This window comes from Paraburkholderia sp. UCT31, from assembly GCF_014397655.1.
Lineage (GTDB): Bacteria > Pseudomonadota > Gammaproteobacteria > Burkholderiales > Burkholderiaceae > Paraburkholderia > Paraburkholderia tuberum.
This window is the reverse complement of sequence record NZ_VZQP01000013.1, coordinates 23647-39196: the sequence shown is the minus strand read 5'-3', so window position 1 is coordinate 39196 and position 15550 is coordinate 23647. Positions and strand designations below refer to the sequence as shown.

Here is a 15550-nt window from a genome sequence, read left to right as displayed (position 1 = left end):
AGCGGAAAAATGCCCATTCCATTAATCGCGCTCGCGATTAGCGCATTCGCCATCGGTACGACCGAATTCGTCATCATGGGCCTGTTGCCCGAAGTGGCGCGCGATCTGGCCGTGTCGATCCCGTCCGCGGGCCTGCTCGTCAGCGGCTATGCGCTCGGCGTCGCGGTCGGCGCGCCACTGCTCGCGGTAGTCACGAGCAGGATGTCGCGCAAGTTCGCGCTGCAGCTGTTGATGGGCGTGTTCATCGTCGGCAATGTGTTGTGCGCGGTGGCGCCGGGCTATTCGGTGCTGATGATCGCGCGCGTCGTGACCTCGTTCGCGCACGGCTCGTTCTTCGGCATCGGCGCGGTGGTCGCGGCCTCGCTCGTGCCGGCCGAAAAGCGCGCGAGCGCGATCGCGCTGATGTTCACGGGCCTAACGCTCGCGAATGTGCTCGGTGTGCCGTTCGGTACCTTCATCGGCCAGCAGTTCGGCTGGCGCGCGGCGTTCTGGATCGTCAGCGGCTTCGGCGTGCTGTCGCTCGCGGGCATCAGCGCGCTGGTGCCGAACCGCCACGACACCGGCCCCGCCGGCCTCGCCCACGAAGTGCGCGTGCTGCAAGACCCGCAAGTGTGGAGCGCCCTCGCGATGACGGTGCTCGGCTTCGGGGGCGTGTTCGTCGTGTTCACCTATATCGCGCCGATCCTCGAGCAGGTGAGCGGTTTTTCGCCGCGCGGCGTGACGCTGATCCTCGTGCTGTTCGGCGTGGGCCTGACGGTCGGCAACATGGTCGGCGGCAAGCTTGCGGACCGCGCGCTGATGCCGTCGCTGATGGGCATTCTCGCCGCGCTCGCGGTCGTGATGGCGATCTTCGCGCGCACCAGCCATTCGCAAGCGGCTGCCGCGATCACGGTGTTCGTGTGGGGCATCGCGGCGTTCGCGACGGTGCCCCCGTTGCAGATGCGCGTGGTCGAGAAGGCGGCCGCCGCGCCGAATCTCGCATCGACGCTGAACATCGGCGCGTTCAACGTCGGCAATGCGGCGGGTGCGTGGCTCGGCGGTCTCGTGATCAATCACGGTCACGCGCTCGATACCTTGCCGTGGGTCGCGGCCGCGGTCAGCGTCGCCGCGCTGCTGCTGACGTGGTTCGCGGCGCGCATGGATGCGCCGGCGCGCGCGCTCGCGCAAAGCGCGTGAGTCGTCAGTTGCTTGCCTCCGCAATGCTGATAACAGTGTGAAGATAACTTCGTTGGGCGCGGCCAAAGCCGATGCTATCTTGCTTCCACTTACTGCTCTTGCGCCGCCTGGCGGCGCTCTGGAGGCCAATATGCATTCCCCGCTCGCGCTGGTCCGCGATCCCTCTGCCGATGCCGACACCGACGCGGCGCCGCGCTCCGCCGAACCCTTCGATGCGCTCGAACAGCTGGTCGGCGTGAATCTGGCGCGGCTGCGCGCCGAACGGCAGCTTTCGCTCGATGCGCTGGCGCGCGCGTCAGGCGTGTCGCGCGCCATGCTCGCGCAGATCGAATCGGCGCGCAGCGTGCCGTCGATCAAGGTGCTGTGCAAGGTGGCGGCGGCGCTGAAGGTGTCGGTGGCGGCGTTCCTGCGGCGTCACGCGACCAACGGCTTCGAGCATCTGCCGGCCGAGCGCTCGGCCCGCGTGGTCAGCGCGAACGGTCGCTACTCGGTGCGCCCGCTCTATCCCGACGACGAGTCGATCGCCGCCGAGTTTCACGAACTGCGGATCGCCCCGCTGCATACCGAAGCGGGCGTGCGCCGCGCGCCTGGCACGACGGTGAATCTGGTGGTCAGCGACGGTACGCTCGAAGTCAGCGTGCACGACCAGCGTCAACTGCTCGCGACCGGCGACGCGATCGTGTTCGACGCCGACCAGCCGCACAGCCTGCGCAATCCCGGCGACACCGAGGCGCGCGCGTTTCGCGTGACGCTGCGGGCTGAGACGCCGCCGCGCTGGGAAGTGCCGGCCGCGGGCGCCGCACGCGACGAGGCCGCACGCGAAGGTGTGCCGGGTTGAGAATCGACGGCGTCGAGGTTCAAGCGCGGGTCAGGGCGTCGATGCAGGTCAAATGCAGTGAGTAGGGTCTTTGTTCGTCGCGCTGCAGCGCTCGCGCGACTGTTATATGCTTCGCCCGCCGGTCGAACCGGCAATCAGTGCGTCTTCAGGGCGGGGTGAAATTCCCCACCGGCGGTGGGCCGGCAGCGCGACAGCGTGAGCCGGCAAGCCCGCGAGCGCCCGCATCGCTTAGCCTTCGGCATAGCGGAGACAGGAGCGGGGTCAGCAGATCTGGTCAGAAGCCAGAGCCGACGGTCATAGTCCGGATGGAAGAAGATGTGCAGATAGTCATGTGCGTTCCGCGACGCCGCCTGTAGCCTGGGTGGCGTATCAGCGTCCGCTTCCGCGCGGCGCCTGGGCGGCGCGTGTCAGTCTGTTTGCAATGCCCTGAAACGTTTCTCGCCCAACTTTTGCGATGAGCGTTTCAACCATGTCCTTTGCTACTTTTCCTGCTCCGTCGACGATTGCAGACGATGCCTTCGCCGATCTCCCGCTGCTTGCCACCGAAGCCGTTCCGCCGCGTATCGCCGCCGCCTTGCAGGCGCTGCGCGAGGGCCGCGCCGTGGTGCTGCAGGACGACCACGACCGCGAGAACGAAGCCGATCTGATCGTCGCGGCCGAGCGCCTGTCGGTCGAAACGATGGCGCTGCTGATCCGGGAATGCAGCGGCATCGTCTGCCTGTGCCTGCCCGACGACAAGATCCGCGCGCTCGAACTGCCGCCGATGGCCGTCAACAACGAAAGCCGTCACGGCACCGCGTTCACGGTGTCGATCGAAGCGCGTGAAGGCGTCAGCACCGGCGTGTCCGCGCAGGATCGCGTGACCACGATCCGCGCCGCGATCGCCGATACGGCCAAACCCGCCGACATCGTGCGCCCCGGCCACGTGTTCCCGCTGCGCGCGATGCCGGGCGGCGTGCTGGCGCGGCGCGGCCACACCGAAGGCACCGTCGATCTGGCGATTCTCGCGGGCCTGAAGCCGGCCGGCGTGCTGTGCGAACTGATGAACGCCGACGGCACGATGACGCGCGGCGCGGACGTCGAGCGCTTCGCCGCGCAACATGATCTGCCGATGCTGACGATCGCCGAGCTGGTCGAGTTTCGCGAGTCGCTCGCGCAGGTGCGCGAGGGCGCGATGGCCGAGGCTTGACGGGCCATCCATCGAGCGGCACGCGACGCCATGACGCAAAAAAGCCGGTTCTTCTTCCGAAGAACCGGCTTTTTTATCGGCGTTGCGCAAAACCGCTACGACTGCACGTCGCCGAATTCGCCGCGCACGCCCGCCTCGATCAGCGCCGGCAGTTCATCCATATGCTTGATGATTCGCGTGATACCCATCGCGCGCAGCGCATCCGCGTAGCCGTCCGGAATATGGCTCGCGCCGACGAACGCGATCGTCTTCATGCCGGCCGCACGCGCCGCGTTCAAACCCGCGACGCTGTCCTCGACGACGAGGCAACGCGCCGGCACGACGCCAAGCGTCGTGGCCGCGAACAGATAGACGTCCGGATACGGCTTCGGCCGCGCGACCTGCTCGGCGCTGAACACGCGCTCGCCGAAAATCTGCTGCAGACCCGCGCGCCGTACCGATGCGGCGACGCGCGACATACGGCTGTTCGACACGACCGCAGCCGGCAGCGTCACGCGTTGCAGCGCGTCGCGCACGCCGTGGATCGGACCGAGCGACGCGGCGAGCGCGATCTCGACATAGTGCTCGATCGTGTCGAGGAAGTTCACAGGCAGCGTGATGTCGAACTGCGTTTCGAGGCCGGCGAGAAAGCGCGAGGTTTGCTGGCCGAACGCGCTTTTGACGACGGGGGCGAAATCGATGCCGGGGAAGGTGGCCGTCAGCGTGTCGAACATCACGCGATCGGCGATGACTTCACTGTCGACGAGCACGCCGTCGCAGTCACAGATGAGGTGGTCGATCATGCCTGAAAAACGGTAAGCGCAAAGCGCGCGGGCGGCGGGTTGCGGGCCCGCGCGCCGGGATGAAAAGCGTCATCATACGTACTTTCGGACCGCGTCCTTTTGGCGTTCTGCGTGCCCGCGACCTTACGGCGTATCGGCCCAGGCCTTCGCCGCGCGGATCGCGCGCTGCCAGCCATCGAGGCAGGTCCTGACCTCCGCATGCGGTAGCGCCGGCGTAAAGCGGTGCTCGAGCTTCCACTGGCTTTTCAACTCGTCGATGTCCTTCCAGTAGCCCACCGCAAGACCGGCCAGATAGGCGGCGCCGAGTGCGGTGGTCTCGGACACCTGGGGGCGCACCGTGTCGACGCCGAGGATGTCGGCCTGGAACTGCATCAGCAGATTGTTCGCGCAGGCGCCGCCATCCACGCGCAACTCGCCGATGCGAATGCCCGAGTCGGCTTCCATCGCCTTCAGCACGTCGAGCGATTGATAGGCGATCGAATCGAGCGCCGCGCGCGCGAGATGCGCGGAGGTCGTGCCGCGCGTGACGCCGAACAGCGTGCCGCGCGCATGCGCGTTCCAGTGCGGCGCGCCGAGGCCGGCGAACGCGGGCACGAGATACACGCCGTCGCAATGCGGCACGCCGCGCGCGAGCGTTTCGATTTCCGCCGCGTTCCTGATGATGCCGAGGCCGTCGCGCAGCCACTGCACCACGGCGCCGCCGATGAAGATGCTGCCTTCGAGCGCGTAGTCGATACGCTCGCCGATCTGCCAGGCGATCGTCGTGACGAGATTGTTGTTCGATTCGATCGGTTTGGCGCCCGTGTTCATCACGAGGAAGCAGCCGGTGCCGTAGGTGTTCTTGACCATGCCGGACTCGGTGCACATCTGGCCGAACAGCGCGGCGTGCTGATCGCCAGCGATGCCCGCGAGTGGAATCTTCGACGCGAACACGGTGGTCACCGTCGGCCCGTACACCTCCGACGACGGCCGTACTTCCGGCAGCATGCTGCGCGCAATGTCGAGCGCGGCGAGCAGTTCGTCGTCCCACTTCAGGGTGTGGATGTTGAACAGCATCGTGCGCGACGCGTTGGTCACGTCGGTGACGTGCAGCGCGCCCTTCGTGAAATTCCACATCAGCCAGCTGTCGACGGTGCCGAACGCGAGCCGGCCCTGACGCGCTTTTTCGCGCGCGCCTTCGACGTTGTCGAGAATCCAGCGGATTTTGGTCGCCGAGAAATACGAGTCGATCGGCAAGCCGGTCTTCGCGCGCACGCTCGCTTCGAGACCCTGCGCTTTCAGGTCGTCGCAGAAGTCGGCGGTGCGACGGTCCTGCCAGACGATCGCGTTGTAGACCGGGTGGCCGGTTTCGCGATCCCACACGATCGTGGTTTCGCGCTGGTTCGTGATGCCGATCGCCGCGATCGACGTGCCGTTCATGCCGGCTCGCGTGACCGCTTCGGCGGCGACGCCGGCCTGCGTCGACCAGATTTCCTGCGGATCGTGCTCGACCCAGCCCGGGTGCGGGTAGATCTGCTGGAATTCCTTTTGTGCGGTCGACACGACGTTGCCGCGCCGGTCGAACAGCATCGCGCGCGAGCTGGTGGTGCCTTGGTCAAGCGCGAGAACGTACTGATCCAGCATTGTCTCTTCTCCATGCATGTTACGGATCGCCGGATTGCTGGCCGGCGATGCGAGCGGCGTGTTGTCGTGAGCGGGCCGCCATAGTGTGAGGGCGCGTGCCGGTGTCGTCCAGCCGAAGCTGCGGTGGGGCCGGCCCGGGAGGCGCGGATGGCGTGCGCCGTTTCTACGGGCTCGCGCCGTTTGCTTCACCCGGCATTGGCGCCGCGTTGTGTTTGCCGCCGCTTTTGTCGGGGCATGCCAGTTTGCCCGGCCGGGCCGCCTACGCGTTCTGCCGGGCCGGTTCGCGCGCGAACCACGCGTCGATATCGCGCGTAACCTCATCGAGCGTGCCCGGCTCGACGTGCAGGCCGAGCTTCGAGCGCCGCCACAGCACGTCCTGCGCGGTGCGCGCCCATTCGGTATCGCGCAGATAAACCAGCTCGGCTTCGTGCAGTCCCGGCGCGAACTCGCGACCGAGCTCGGCGCGCGAGCGCGCGAGGCCGATCACGCGATTCGCGCGCGTGCCATACGCGCGCGCGAGCCGATGCGCGAGCGACGCCGGCAGCCACGCATGCTCGCGCGAGAACTCACCGAGGAAGCGATTGAAGTTCGCCTGTGCGATGTCGCCGCCCGGCAGCGGCGCGTCGACGGTCCACGCGGACCCGCCGTGGCGCAGCGCGTCGGTGAGCGTATCGACGGCCTGCTCGGCGAGCTTGCGAAACGTCGTGATCTTGCCGCCGAACACCGACAGCAGCGGCGCCTGTTCCGCGGGCGCGTCGAGTTCGAGCGAGTAGTCGCGCGTGACCGCCGACGGATTGTCCGCGTTCTCGTCCTCCAGCAGCGGGCGTACGCCCGAATAGCTCCAGCGCACGTCGGCCGGCGAGATCTTCTGCCTGAAGTAGCGGTTGATCGAATCGCACAGATACTGCGTTTCGTTGGCGTCGATCGCGACTTGCGACGGGTCGCCGCGATATTCGAGGTCGGTGGTGCCGATCAGCGTGTAGTCGTGCTCGTAGGGAATCGCGAAGATGATCCGCTTATCGGCGTTCTGGAAGATGTACGCGTGGTCGTGCTCGAACAGGCGCCGCGTGACGATGTGGCTGCCCTTGACGAGCCGCACGCTATGCGACGATGGCCGGCCGAGCGCGCCCTTCAGCAGCTCGCCGACCCACGGGCCCGCCGCGTTCGCGATCGCGGCGGCGCGCACGTCGAGTGTCGTGCCGTCCGCGCGTTGCAGTTGCGCGCGCCACTCGCCGCCGGCGCGCTCTGCGTTGACCAGCTTCGTGCGCGTGAGGATCGTCGCGCCGCGCTCGTGCGCGTCGAGCGCGTTCAGGACGACGAGGCGCGCGTCGTTGACCCAGCCGTCCGAATAAACGAAGCCGCGCTTGATCGTTTCGACGAGCGGCGCGCCGGCCGGATGCCGGCTCATCACGATGCCGCGCGAGCCCGGCAGCAGCTCACGTTTGGCCAGATGGTCGTACAGGAACAGACCCGCGCGGATCAGCCAGGCGGGGCGCAGATCCGGCATATGCGGCATCACGAAGCGCAGCGGCCAGATGATGTGCGGCGCCGCGCGCAGCAGCGTCTCGCGCTCCTGCAGCGCCTTGCGCACGAGCCCGAACTCGCGGTACTCGAGGTAGCGCAGGCCGCCGTGGATCAGCTTGGTACTCGCCGACGAGGTGTGCGCGGCCAGATCGTCCTGCTCGCACAGCAGCACCGCCAGGCCGCGGCCGGCCGCGTCGCGGGCGATGCCGGCGCCGTTGATCCCGCCACCGACGACGAGCAAATCGTATTTCGTGCCTTGCGTCACCTGGTGAGCCTCTGCATCGAATCTGGGAGTCAGTTGGAAAGCTAATTGAACGAAGCATGTTCGTTTTCGAACTTTAATGAACATATTCGAAAAAGTAAAGTTCGCTTCGACCCGAGCGAGCCTGGGTCGAATGGCACGGGAGTGGCACAACGCGCGACCGCGGACGATACTCCCGGTAGCAGCCATTTCGAGGTGATGTATGCGTGGACTTTTGATGATCGGCGCGGCGGCGCTGCTGGCGGGATGCGTGAGTACGCCGAGTCTGGAAGGGACGAGGGGCGCAACGTCGTTCGAGGCGTTGCAGAAGATGTGCTCGCCGCAAACCGTCGACTACGGCAGCGACGCGCAGAACGTCTATGAGACGTTCTTCGATGCCTATGTGGCGAACCGGCGCGGCCGGCTGTCGAACGACGACTTCTGCGCGTTCCAGGCATCGATCGCGCAGCGCCATGCGAGCGAGGCGACGAGCAGCGATCCGAAGGTGCGCAACCAGTGGGTCGAGTTCTTCAACGAGCAGCGCGCAAGGGCGATCAGCTGGCGTGCGAGTGCCGATCCGACCTTGCGTAACGGGTAAGCAGCAGCGGGTTGACCGGCGAGCCGGTCACTTGTGCGGCGCCGACGCTCCGCGCCACAGCATGCGCAAAAGCTGCGCGAACACGGCTTCACGTGATGGCTGCGGCGCTCCGTCGCCGGCGGAATCGGCCTGTTGCGCCGCCGACGGCGGTAGCTGGTTCGCGAACGCAAGCATCGTGAAGCCGTGCAGGCTCGTCCAGTACGCATAGCCGATCAGGCGCGGATCGCCTTCGAGAATACCCGCCTCGACGAGCCGCTCGAAGTGCGCTTCCAGCAGACGCCACGCGCGCTGCGACGCCGCGGCCAGTTCAGGGTAAGCGCCTTGCTGTTGCGGCGTCTGATCGAACATCAAGCGGTAGGCGTGCGGTTCATCGAGCGCGAAGTCGACGTAGGCCCGGCCGACGGCGCTGTGATCGATGGCGGGGGCGTTCGCGGGGATGCCGCGCGCGGCCGCTTCGAGGCGCGCGGCGAAGCGGTTGAACGCGGCGGCGCGGACCATCGCCAGAATTTCTTCCTTGTCGCGGAAATAGCGATACGGTGTCATCGCGCTGCAGCCGAGCTCCTTCGCCAGCTCGCGCATCGTCACGCCTTGCGCGCCGCGGGTCGCAAATGCGTTTTCGGCGACGCGTCGCATGGCTTCGCGAAACTGCTGGATGTCGTCGGCGGAGAGCGTCTTGGGCATGCGCGAGGGCGGGGAAGTCCGTCGCGTGAATTTACTGTGTAAATGAGATGCGCACAACAAAGGGCCGCGAAGGCGGCCCGCTGTCAGGGAATGAACGATACGAGCCCCGCAGTCGCGAGCGAAGCGCGCGGCGCATCCGCCAGGGCGGCGCGGATACGCCGCCAACGGCTCTCGGATCGAACGACAGGGAATCTCAGGAAAAACGTTTGATGGCCCGCAATGCGGTGTCGCCGGTTTCGGTCACGCGCCATTCTTCGTTGCCCGATGCGAGGCGTTCGAGTTGCACCAGTTGGCGTTCGAGCAACGCATCGAGTTCTTCTCGGTCCATTTCGACCTGGTTGGGGGCGTCCTTGACGAGTAACAACGTGGCGAATTCATGCGGACTCAGCATCGTTCTCTCCATGTCAGCAAATTGCGGACAGCCTTGCAGTCGACCGGCAGGCCGGGGCGGGGTCCGCTAAGGATCAGGGCGGGAGGTACGGCTTACACGACAGATTCACAAACCGACGCCGTGCGAGACTCGCAACGCACGTTGGGGAACTGGAGTGTAGGCGAGCACCGATGAAACGCCAACCTGGTCCCCGTAAATTTTCCATTTGACAATTGGGCGCGCGATAGGCGGTCCGGCCCCGCAGCCAGATTCTTGATTTCACGCGAGGTTTTGCGTGCACCGCAGCATGGCGGAGATCGCCTGGAATTATCCGGCGATATAGATTTGACAATTCGCGGCGTTCAGCGCCTCGGCCATGTCGGCGGCCGGCGCGGCGTCGGTGAACAATGCGTCGATCTGCTCCAGATGTCCCTGGCGAACTAGCGCCGGGCGGCCAAACTTGGAGTGATCGGCGGCGAGGAACACGGTGCGTGCGTGCTCGATGATCGCCTCGGCGACACGCACTTCGCGCGTGTCGAAATCGCGCAGCGTACCGTCCGTTTCGATGCTCGACGTGCCGATGATCGCGAAATCGACTTTGAACTGCCGGATGAAGTCGATCGCCAGTTCACCGACGATGCCCTTATCCCACGGCCGCACGATGCCCCCCGTCACCAGCACTTCGCAATCCGGGTAGCCGCTCATCATGCTCGCGACGTTCAGATTGTTCGTGATCACGCGCAGTCCACGGTGGCGGTTCAGCGCGCGTGCCACTTCCTCGGTGGTCGTGCCGAGATTGATGAAGAGCGATGCCTGATCGGGAATGTGAGTGGCGACTAGCGCCGCGATGCGTCTTTTCTCTTCATGAAACATGCGCTGGCGCGCGGTGTAGGAGACGTTCTCGGAACTGGTCGGCAGACTGGCGCCGCCGTGATAGCGGCGCAGCAGATTCATATCGGCGAGCCAGTTGACGTCGCGGCGGATCGTCTGCGGGGTGACGTCGAAGTGGCTCGCGAGGTCGTCCACGGTCACGAAGCCGTCGCGTTGCACCCACTCCAGCAATTCCTGTTGCCGGGCGTTGAGAGTCAGGCGGGGGTCTCGTGTCATGTGTCTCGGGTGGTGGCTGTCGTGTCGGCGTGGTCCGTCGCGATCATCGAGCGGCTGGCAGGAGGCCCGCCGTCGACGAACGCGATTGCGGCTATTGTAAAACCATCGCGCCCCTTGTCCCTTGTCCGCCAACTCGCCGCGAACGCTCCGGACCTGCTCGAACCTTCATTCAGGTGCAAGACGCATTTATTCATTTGATAAATGAATTTGTTTTTTGGTGCGCTTCGCGATGCAATCCTGCGTTCCGCGATTTACCTGCTTTACAACCTTTCCCATGATGTCCGGCGACTTTTTCGTGCCGGCCCGCGCTTTCGAGAGTGTTCGACATGACTGGCTTCAGCAACTGGCAAAACCCTTATCCGACGCAACGTCTGCCCGTATTCGCACGCAATATCGTTTCGACCTCGCATCCGCTCGCGGCGCAGGCCGGGCTGCGCATGTTGTGGAAGGGCGGCAATGCCGTCGACGCGGCCATCGCGGCCGCCGCAGCGATCACAGTGGTCGAGCCGGTGTCGTGCGGCCTGGGCGGCGACGCGTTCGCGCTCGTGTGGGACGGCAGGAAGCTGCATGGTCTGAACGCGTCGGGCGTGTCGCCGGCTGCGTGGAACGTCGATTACTTCAAGCGCAAATACGGCGAGGAAAACGGCTTCGCGAAACAGCCGAAGCGTGGCTGGGACGCCGTCACGGTGCCGGGCGTGATCGCCGGTTGGGAAGCGCTGCACCAGAAGTTCGGCAAGCTGCCGTTCGCCGACCTGATGGAGCCGGCCATCGAGATCGCCGAGCGCGGTCACGCGGTGGCGAGCATCGTCGCGTACAAATGGGCGGCCGCGGTGCCGGAACTGAAGGATCAGCCGGGCTTCGCGCAGACCTTCATGCCGCGCGGCCGCGCGCCTGAGGTCAGCGAGCTGGTGCGCTTGCCCGGTCACGCGAAGACGCTGCGCCTGATCGCCGAGCAGGGCCCGCGCGCGTACTACGAAGGCGAGATCGCCGAGCGGATCGCCGCGTTCGCACGCGAAGGCGGCGCCGCGCTGAGCGCCGACGATCTCCGCAACTACCGCCCGGACTGGGTCGAGCCGATCGGCAAGGACTATCGCGGCTACACCGTGCATGAGATTCCGCCGAACGGCCAGGGCATCGCCGCGCTGGTTGCGCTCGGCATCCTCGAGAAGTTCGACGTGAAGTCGCTGAAGGTCGACGGCGTCGAGTCGCAGCATCTGCAGATCGAAGCGATGAAGCTCGCGTTTGCCGACCTGTATCGCTATGTGGCCGATCCGCGGTCGATGGAAGTCACGCCCGAGCAGATGCTCGACGACGCGTACCTGAGCTCGCGCGCGAAGCTGATCGATCCGAAGCGGGCGACGCACTTCGACTTCGGCATGCCGAAGGCGGGCGGCACCATCTACATGTCGGCCGCGGACGAGAGCGGCATGATGGTCAGCTTCATCCAGTCGAACTACATGGGCTTCGGCTCGGGTGTGGTGGTGCCGGACAGCGGCATCGCGCTGCAGAACCGCGGCTGCGGCTTCTCGATGGATCCGAAGTCGCCGAACGTCGTCGAGGGCGGCAAGCGGCCGTTCCACACGATCATCCCGGCGTTCCTCACGCAGCAGGTGAACGGTCAGCAGGAAGCGGTGATGAGCTTCGGCGTGATGGGCGGCGACATGCAGCCGCAAGGCCATCTGCAAACGGTGGTGCGCATGCTCGACTACGCTCAGCAGCCGCAGGCCGCGTGCGACGCGCCGCGCTGGAAGGTCAACCGCGACTTCACGGTCGATATCGAGTCGACGCTCGATCCGAAGACCACCGAGGGCCTGCAGAAGCTCGGCCACACGATCAAGTCGGTCGACGATCCGTACATGGACTTCGGCTCCGGCCAGTTCATCTGGCAACTCGATCGCAACGAGCCGGAGCGCGGCTACGTGGCGGCCAGCGACAGCCGCCGCGACGGTCTCGCCGCCGGCTTCTAGGCCACAACGAGGCGACGCCCGGGGCCGAGGTCCGCACCGGGACTCAGGTCCGACACCCGGTAACACGTAACGAACGCGCGGCATGCCGTATGCCGCGCTATTGCGCGCCCGCCAGCCGCCTCGCTGACCCAGGCGGTGCCGCACCCACCACAGCTATCACGCAGCAGACAGGCAGGAGACCATCATGAACACCCCCGCGTCGCACTCGACGACCGCTTCCCCCCACGCCGCGCCGCTTTCGAAAGCGATGGTGCGGCGGATCGTTTTCTCGTCGTCGATCGGTAACGCGCTCGAGTGGTTCGACTTCCTGGTCTACGGCTACTTCGCGACGATCATCGCGAAACAGTTCTTCCCGATGCAGGACGAGTGGCTGTCGACGCTGCTCGCGATCGCCACTTTCGGCCTCTCGTTCCTGATGCGCCCGCTCGGCGCGATCGTGCTCGGCGTGTACGGCGACCGCAAGGGCCGCAAGGCGGCGCTCACGCTCGCGATCGCGCTGATGATGGTCGGTACTTTCACGATGGCCGTGATGCCGCCGTTTTCGACGATCGGTCTCGCGGCGCCGCTGCTGGTGCTGCTGGCGCGGCTCGTGCAGGGCTTCGCGGTCGGCGGCGAGTTCGGCAGCGCGACCGCGTTCATGGTCGAGCACAGCGCGACTCGGCGCGGCTACTACGCGAGCTGGCAGTTCGCGAGCCAGGGTCTCGCGGCGATCACCGCGGCGGCCTTCGGTTCGCTGCTGACCGCGTGGCTGCCGGCCGAGCATCTGAACAGCTGGGGCTGGCGTGTGCCGTTCGTGTTCGGTCTGCTGGTCGGGCCGGTCGGCTACTACATCCGCTCGCATCTCGACGAGACGCCCGAATTCCTCGCATTGCGTGAAGAACGCGCGGCTCGGGAGGCGGCTGGCGAGCACAAGGTCGTCAGCGGCACGAAGGACGCGTCGTTCTCGAATCAGTGGGTCAACCTGCTGCTCGCGATCGGTATGGTTGCGCAGTCGACGGTCGGCGTGTACGTGCTGCAGCTCTACATGCCGCTTTACGCGGTCAAGCAGCTGCATATGGCGGCGGCCGCGTCGTTCGCCGTGGTCGTGCTGAACGGCGGCATGCAGTTCATCTTCTCGCCGATCATGGGCGCGCTGTCCGATCGCATCGGCCGAATTCGCATCATGCTGAGCACGTCGGTCCTGATGGGCCTGCTGATCTATCCGATGTTCGCATGGCTGCAGACACATCCGACGATTGGCTGGCTGCTCGTGCTGCAAGGCGTCGCCGGTATTTTCAAGGCCTCATACTCGGGGCCGATGCCCGCGCTGATGTCGGAGATCTTCCCGACCCAGGTGCGCTCGACTGGCCTTTCAATCGGTTACAGCATCGGTGTGACGATCTTCGGCGGCTTCGCGCCGACCATCGTCGAAACCTTCATTCATTTGACCGGCGACAAACTCGCGCCAAGTTATTACGTCCTGCTTGCGGCGGTACTTTCGGGCGTATCGCTGATCATCGTCGCGCTGCGCATGCGTCGCGTGCGTCCCATCCCGGGCGACGTCCAACCTGCCTGAGAAAGAGGGGGCCCGCCTAGGGGGGCCCGCCTAGGGCGCCCGCCCGTGTCCCCAACCCCGCCGGGTCTGATGTCTGTCCGAAAAGCCAGCCTTTTGGGCTGGCTTTTTTTGCCTTGCGCACATCGTTTTAACACGTTGGAAGATTTCGACTATCTTGAAATCGGAACTGCGTCGATGCGGCATGGTCTGTGCTGTGTGATCTGCATGGTCGGATATCTCCGGCTAAGATGCAGAGTACAAGGGCCCAACTCTAATTCACGGCGTTGTATCCGACACGCAGAAACATCACTGCGAGCGCGGTGGCAGTTGCGAAGAACTCCACGGGTCGGTACAGCATGGGAGCAAGATACGATGCACACAGAGCTGAACCATGTCATGCCCTGGCGGATCGAAGACATCGATCTGACGCGCATTGACCGTCAGAAGGCCGCGGCCAACGAGGACCTGCTGCTGTTGTTGTGCGCGGCTTCGTTCATCGAAAGCGGCACCGATCTCTACACCAGCAATCTGAGTACGTTTTTCAACGACGATCCCGAGGTCTCGGCCTGGCTCAACCACGAGTGGGAGCCCGAGGAAATGCAGCACGGCCGGGCGCTGAAGACCTATATCGCGTATGTATGGCCCGAGTTCGACTGGGACACCGCCTTCCGCAATTTCATGGGCGAGTATTCGCTCACGTGCTCGGTCGAGGATTTCGAAAAGACCCGCGCGCTGGAGATGGTCGCGCGTTGCGTAGTCGAAACGGGTACCGCGACGCTGTACCGCGCGATCAACGAGTGCTCGGACGAAGCGGTCCTCAAGCAGATCACCGACAACATCCGCACCGACGAGGTCCGTCACTACAAGCACTTTTTCAGGTACTTCAAGAAGTACAACCGGATCGAGGGCAACGGTCGGCTCGCGGTGCTCGGCGCGTTGATGCGTCGCGTGATGGAAATCAAGAACGAAGATTCGGAGATCGCGTTGCGGCACGTGTTCGCGATTCGCTATCCGGAGCGCGTGCACGACTCCGCGTATAACCGCGAGCGCGCGGCGCGCATCAACAAGCTGGTGCGCCGCAATCTGTCCGCCGACATGTGCGTGAAGATGCTGCTCAAGCCGCTCGATCTGCCGGCGCGCATTCAGCCGGGTGTGCATTATCCGCTCGCGAAGATCACGCAGCACGTATTCTTCCGCTGAGCTATCGAACGTTGCGCGAGACATCGGCTGAATGCAGCTGCAACGACCTGACGAAACGAACCGGAGCCCGCTCATGCGGGCTTTGGTTTTTTCGAGGCATGATGGAGCTTTACCGACTACTTCGACTGGATCGATGGTATGAGCGCTTCCTCCTCCGCATCTACGTCCGCGCGCCCGCTCGAACAGATCGTGTTCGACGAATGGCCGGCCAACGTGCGCGCGTTGTTCGACGGTTCGTCACTTGCGGACAAGCAGGGCTTCACCGCGTCGCTACTGAGCGTCGATGCGAACGGCCACGTGCGCACATCTCTGCTGAGCGTCGGCGAACTCTATGCGCCCGACTCGCGCACGCTGTGCATCGCGCTATGGCCGCAGGCGCGCGCGACGCGCGCGATCGCGCAAAGCGGGCGCGCGGCGCTGAGCTTCGTCTGCGATGCGGCGTTCTATCAGGTGCAGTTGCGCGTCGCGCCGCTGCCCGGTGTTGCTGGCGACGACAGCGGCCTCGTCTATCTGCTCGGCTCGATCGACACAGCGGAAGCGCAAAGCGTCCGTTATGCGCGCCTGACGGGCGGCATCACGTTCGAATTGCAAGGAGAGGGGAGTGTGGTGCTCGAGCGATGGGAACGGCAGGTCGAGCATTTGAAGCAGGCTGCCGCCGCGAGCCGCCGTTAGTCTTCGAGCAGGGAAGCGCTAACGGCTGATGCGCGGGCAGCCTTTAGG

At 65.3% G+C, this 15550-nt stretch carries 14 protein-coding genes and 1 riboswitch; of the genes, 8 read left to right on the top strand and 6 right to left on the bottom strand.

Annotated elements, in window-relative coordinates; all coding sequences use genetic code 11:
- The first annotated feature begins 9 nt into the window (after positions 1-9).
- From F6X40_RS13325 to ribB, 3 genes are all read left to right on the top strand, one after another.
- Positions 10-1176, top strand: coding sequence for an MFS transporter (locus F6X40_RS13325; RefSeq protein ID WP_187628191.1), 1167 nt, complete (start codon positions 10-12; stop codon positions 1174-1176).
- A 130-nt stretch (positions 1177-1306) separates the two neighbouring features.
- Entirely contained in the window at positions 1307-2014 is a 708-nt protein-coding gene (locus F6X40_RS13320) for a helix-turn-helix domain-containing protein (protein ID WP_187628190.1), read from the top strand.
- A 137-nt stretch (positions 2015-2151) separates the two neighbouring features.
- A riboswitch (FMN riboswitch) is annotated at positions 2152-2335 on the top strand.
- 148 nt (positions 2336-2483) lie between these two features.
- Entirely contained in the window at positions 2484-3203 is a 720-nt protein-coding gene (ribB, locus tag F6X40_RS13315; RefSeq protein ID WP_176078967.1) for a 3,4-dihydroxy-2-butanone-4-phosphate synthase, read from the top strand.
- A 95-nt stretch (positions 3204-3298) separates the two neighbouring features.
- Here ribB and F6X40_RS13310 read toward each other — a convergent pair whose 3' ends face one another.
- From F6X40_RS13310 to glpD, 3 genes are all read right to left on the bottom strand, one after another.
- Complete coding sequence (locus F6X40_RS13310) at positions 3299-3985, bottom strand: HAD family hydrolase (RefSeq protein ID WP_187628189.1); 687 nt, start codon at positions 3983-3985, stop codon at positions 3299-3301.
- Positions 3986-4108: 123 nt separating this feature from the next.
- The gene (gene glpK, locus F6X40_RS13305; RefSeq protein WP_187628188.1) at positions 4109-5608 is read right to left on the bottom strand and encodes a glycerol kinase GlpK; all 1500 of its coding nucleotides are present in this window, start codon (positions 5606-5608) and stop codon (positions 4109-4111) included.
- 259 nt (positions 5609-5867) lie between these two features.
- The gene (gene glpD / locus F6X40_RS13300; RefSeq protein ID WP_187628187.1) at positions 5868-7397 is read right to left on the bottom strand and encodes a glycerol-3-phosphate dehydrogenase; all 1530 of its coding nucleotides are present in this window, start codon (positions 7395-7397) and stop codon (positions 5868-5870) included.
- A 199-nt stretch (positions 7398-7596) separates the two neighbouring features.
- On the opposite strand from glpD, the gene F6X40_RS13295 reads away from it, so the two are divergent.
- On the top strand, positions 7597-7971 hold the full coding sequence (locus F6X40_RS13295; protein ID WP_184050855.1) for a hypothetical protein: 375 nt from the start codon (positions 7597-7599) through the stop codon (positions 7969-7971).
- Positions 7972-7998: 27 nt separating this feature from the next.
- Here F6X40_RS13295 and F6X40_RS13290 read toward each other — a convergent pair whose 3' ends face one another.
- The 3 genes from F6X40_RS13290 to F6X40_RS13280 all read right to left on the bottom strand — a co-directional run bounded on the left by F6X40_RS13290 (position 7999) and on the right by F6X40_RS13280 (position 10129).
- Positions 7999-8652: a TetR/AcrR family transcriptional regulator gene (locus F6X40_RS13290; protein WP_187628186.1), complete on the bottom strand. Its 654-nt coding sequence runs from the start codon at positions 8650-8652 to the stop codon at positions 7999-8001.
- Positions 8653-8845: 193 nt separating this feature from the next.
- Positions 8846-9043: a hypothetical protein gene (locus F6X40_RS13285; protein ID WP_167368606.1), complete on the bottom strand. Its 198-nt coding sequence runs from the start codon at positions 9041-9043 to the stop codon at positions 8846-8848.
- A gap of 306 nt (positions 9044-9349) precedes the next feature.
- Entirely contained in the window at positions 9350-10129 is a 780-nt protein-coding gene (locus tag F6X40_RS13280; RefSeq protein ID WP_184022964.1) for a DeoR/GlpR family DNA-binding transcription regulator, read from the bottom strand.
- A 326-nt stretch (positions 10130-10455) separates the two neighbouring features.
- Here F6X40_RS13280 and F6X40_RS13275 point away from each other — a divergent pair, with 326 nt between their 5' ends.
- From F6X40_RS13275 to F6X40_RS13260, 4 genes are all read left to right on the top strand, one after another.
- Complete coding sequence (locus F6X40_RS13275) at positions 10456-12096, top strand: gamma-glutamyltransferase family protein (RefSeq protein WP_187628185.1); 1641 nt, start codon at positions 10456-10458, stop codon at positions 12094-12096.
- A gap of 184 nt (positions 12097-12280) precedes the next feature.
- On the top strand, positions 12281-13651 hold the full coding sequence (locus F6X40_RS13270; protein ID WP_187628184.1) for an MFS transporter: 1371 nt from the start codon (positions 12281-12283) through the stop codon (positions 13649-13651).
- Between the two features lie 351 nt (positions 13652-14002).
- The gene (locus F6X40_RS13265) at positions 14003-14830 is read left to right on the top strand and encodes a ferritin-like domain-containing protein (RefSeq protein WP_026226031.1); all 828 of its coding nucleotides are present in this window, start codon (positions 14003-14005) and stop codon (positions 14828-14830) included.
- Between the two features lie 138 nt (positions 14831-14968).
- The gene (locus F6X40_RS13260) at positions 14969-15502 is read left to right on the top strand and encodes a hypothetical protein (protein ID WP_187628183.1); all 534 of its coding nucleotides are present in this window, start codon (positions 14969-14971) and stop codon (positions 15500-15502) included.
- Positions 15503-15550 lie beyond the last annotated feature (48 nt).

Bases quoted from the DNA above. Each gene is read 5' to 3' on its own strand.
- F6X40_RS13325 (WP_187628191.1), top strand. From the start codon at position 10: ATGCCCATTCCATTAATCGCGCTCGCGATTAGCGCATTCGCCATCGGT.
- F6X40_RS13290 (WP_187628186.1), bottom strand. From the start codon at position 8,652: ATGCCCAAGACGCTCTCCGCCGACGACATCCAGCAGTTTCGCGAAGCC.
- F6X40_RS13260 (WP_187628183.1), top strand. From the start codon at position 14,969: ATGAGCGCTTCCTCCTCCGCATCTACGTCCGCGCGCCCGCTCGAACAG.
- F6X40_RS13280 (WP_184022964.1), bottom strand. From the start codon at position 10,129: ATGACACGAGACCCCCGCCTGACTCTCAACGCCCGGCAACAGGAATTG.
- F6X40_RS13270 (WP_187628184.1), top strand. From the start codon at position 12,281: ATGAACACCCCCGCGTCGCACTCGACGACCGCTTCCCCCCACGCCGCG.
- ribB (WP_176078967.1), top strand. From the start codon at position 2,484: ATGTCCTTTGCTACTTTTCCTGCTCCGTCGACGATTGCAGACGATGCC.
- F6X40_RS13285 (WP_167368606.1), bottom strand. From the start codon at position 9,043: ATGCTGAGTCCGCATGAATTCGCCACGTTGTTACTCGTCAAGGACGCC.
- F6X40_RS13310 (WP_187628189.1), bottom strand. From the start codon at position 3,985: ATGATCGACCACCTCATCTGTGACTGCGACGGCGTGCTCGTCGACAGT.
- F6X40_RS13275 (WP_187628185.1), top strand. From the start codon at position 10,456: ATGACTGGCTTCAGCAACTGGCAAAACCCTTATCCGACGCAACGTCTG.
- glpK (WP_187628188.1), bottom strand. From the start codon at position 5,608: ATGCTGGATCAGTACGTTCTCGCGCTTGACCAAGGCACCACCAGCTCG.
- F6X40_RS13320 (WP_187628190.1), top strand. From the start codon at position 1,307: ATGCATTCCCCGCTCGCGCTGGTCCGCGATCCCTCTGCCGATGCCGAC.
- F6X40_RS13265 (WP_026226031.1), top strand. From the start codon at position 14,003: ATGCACACAGAGCTGAACCATGTCATGCCCTGGCGGATCGAAGACATC.
- F6X40_RS13295 (WP_184050855.1), top strand. From the start codon at position 7,597: ATGCGTGGACTTTTGATGATCGGCGCGGCGGCGCTGCTGGCGGGATGC.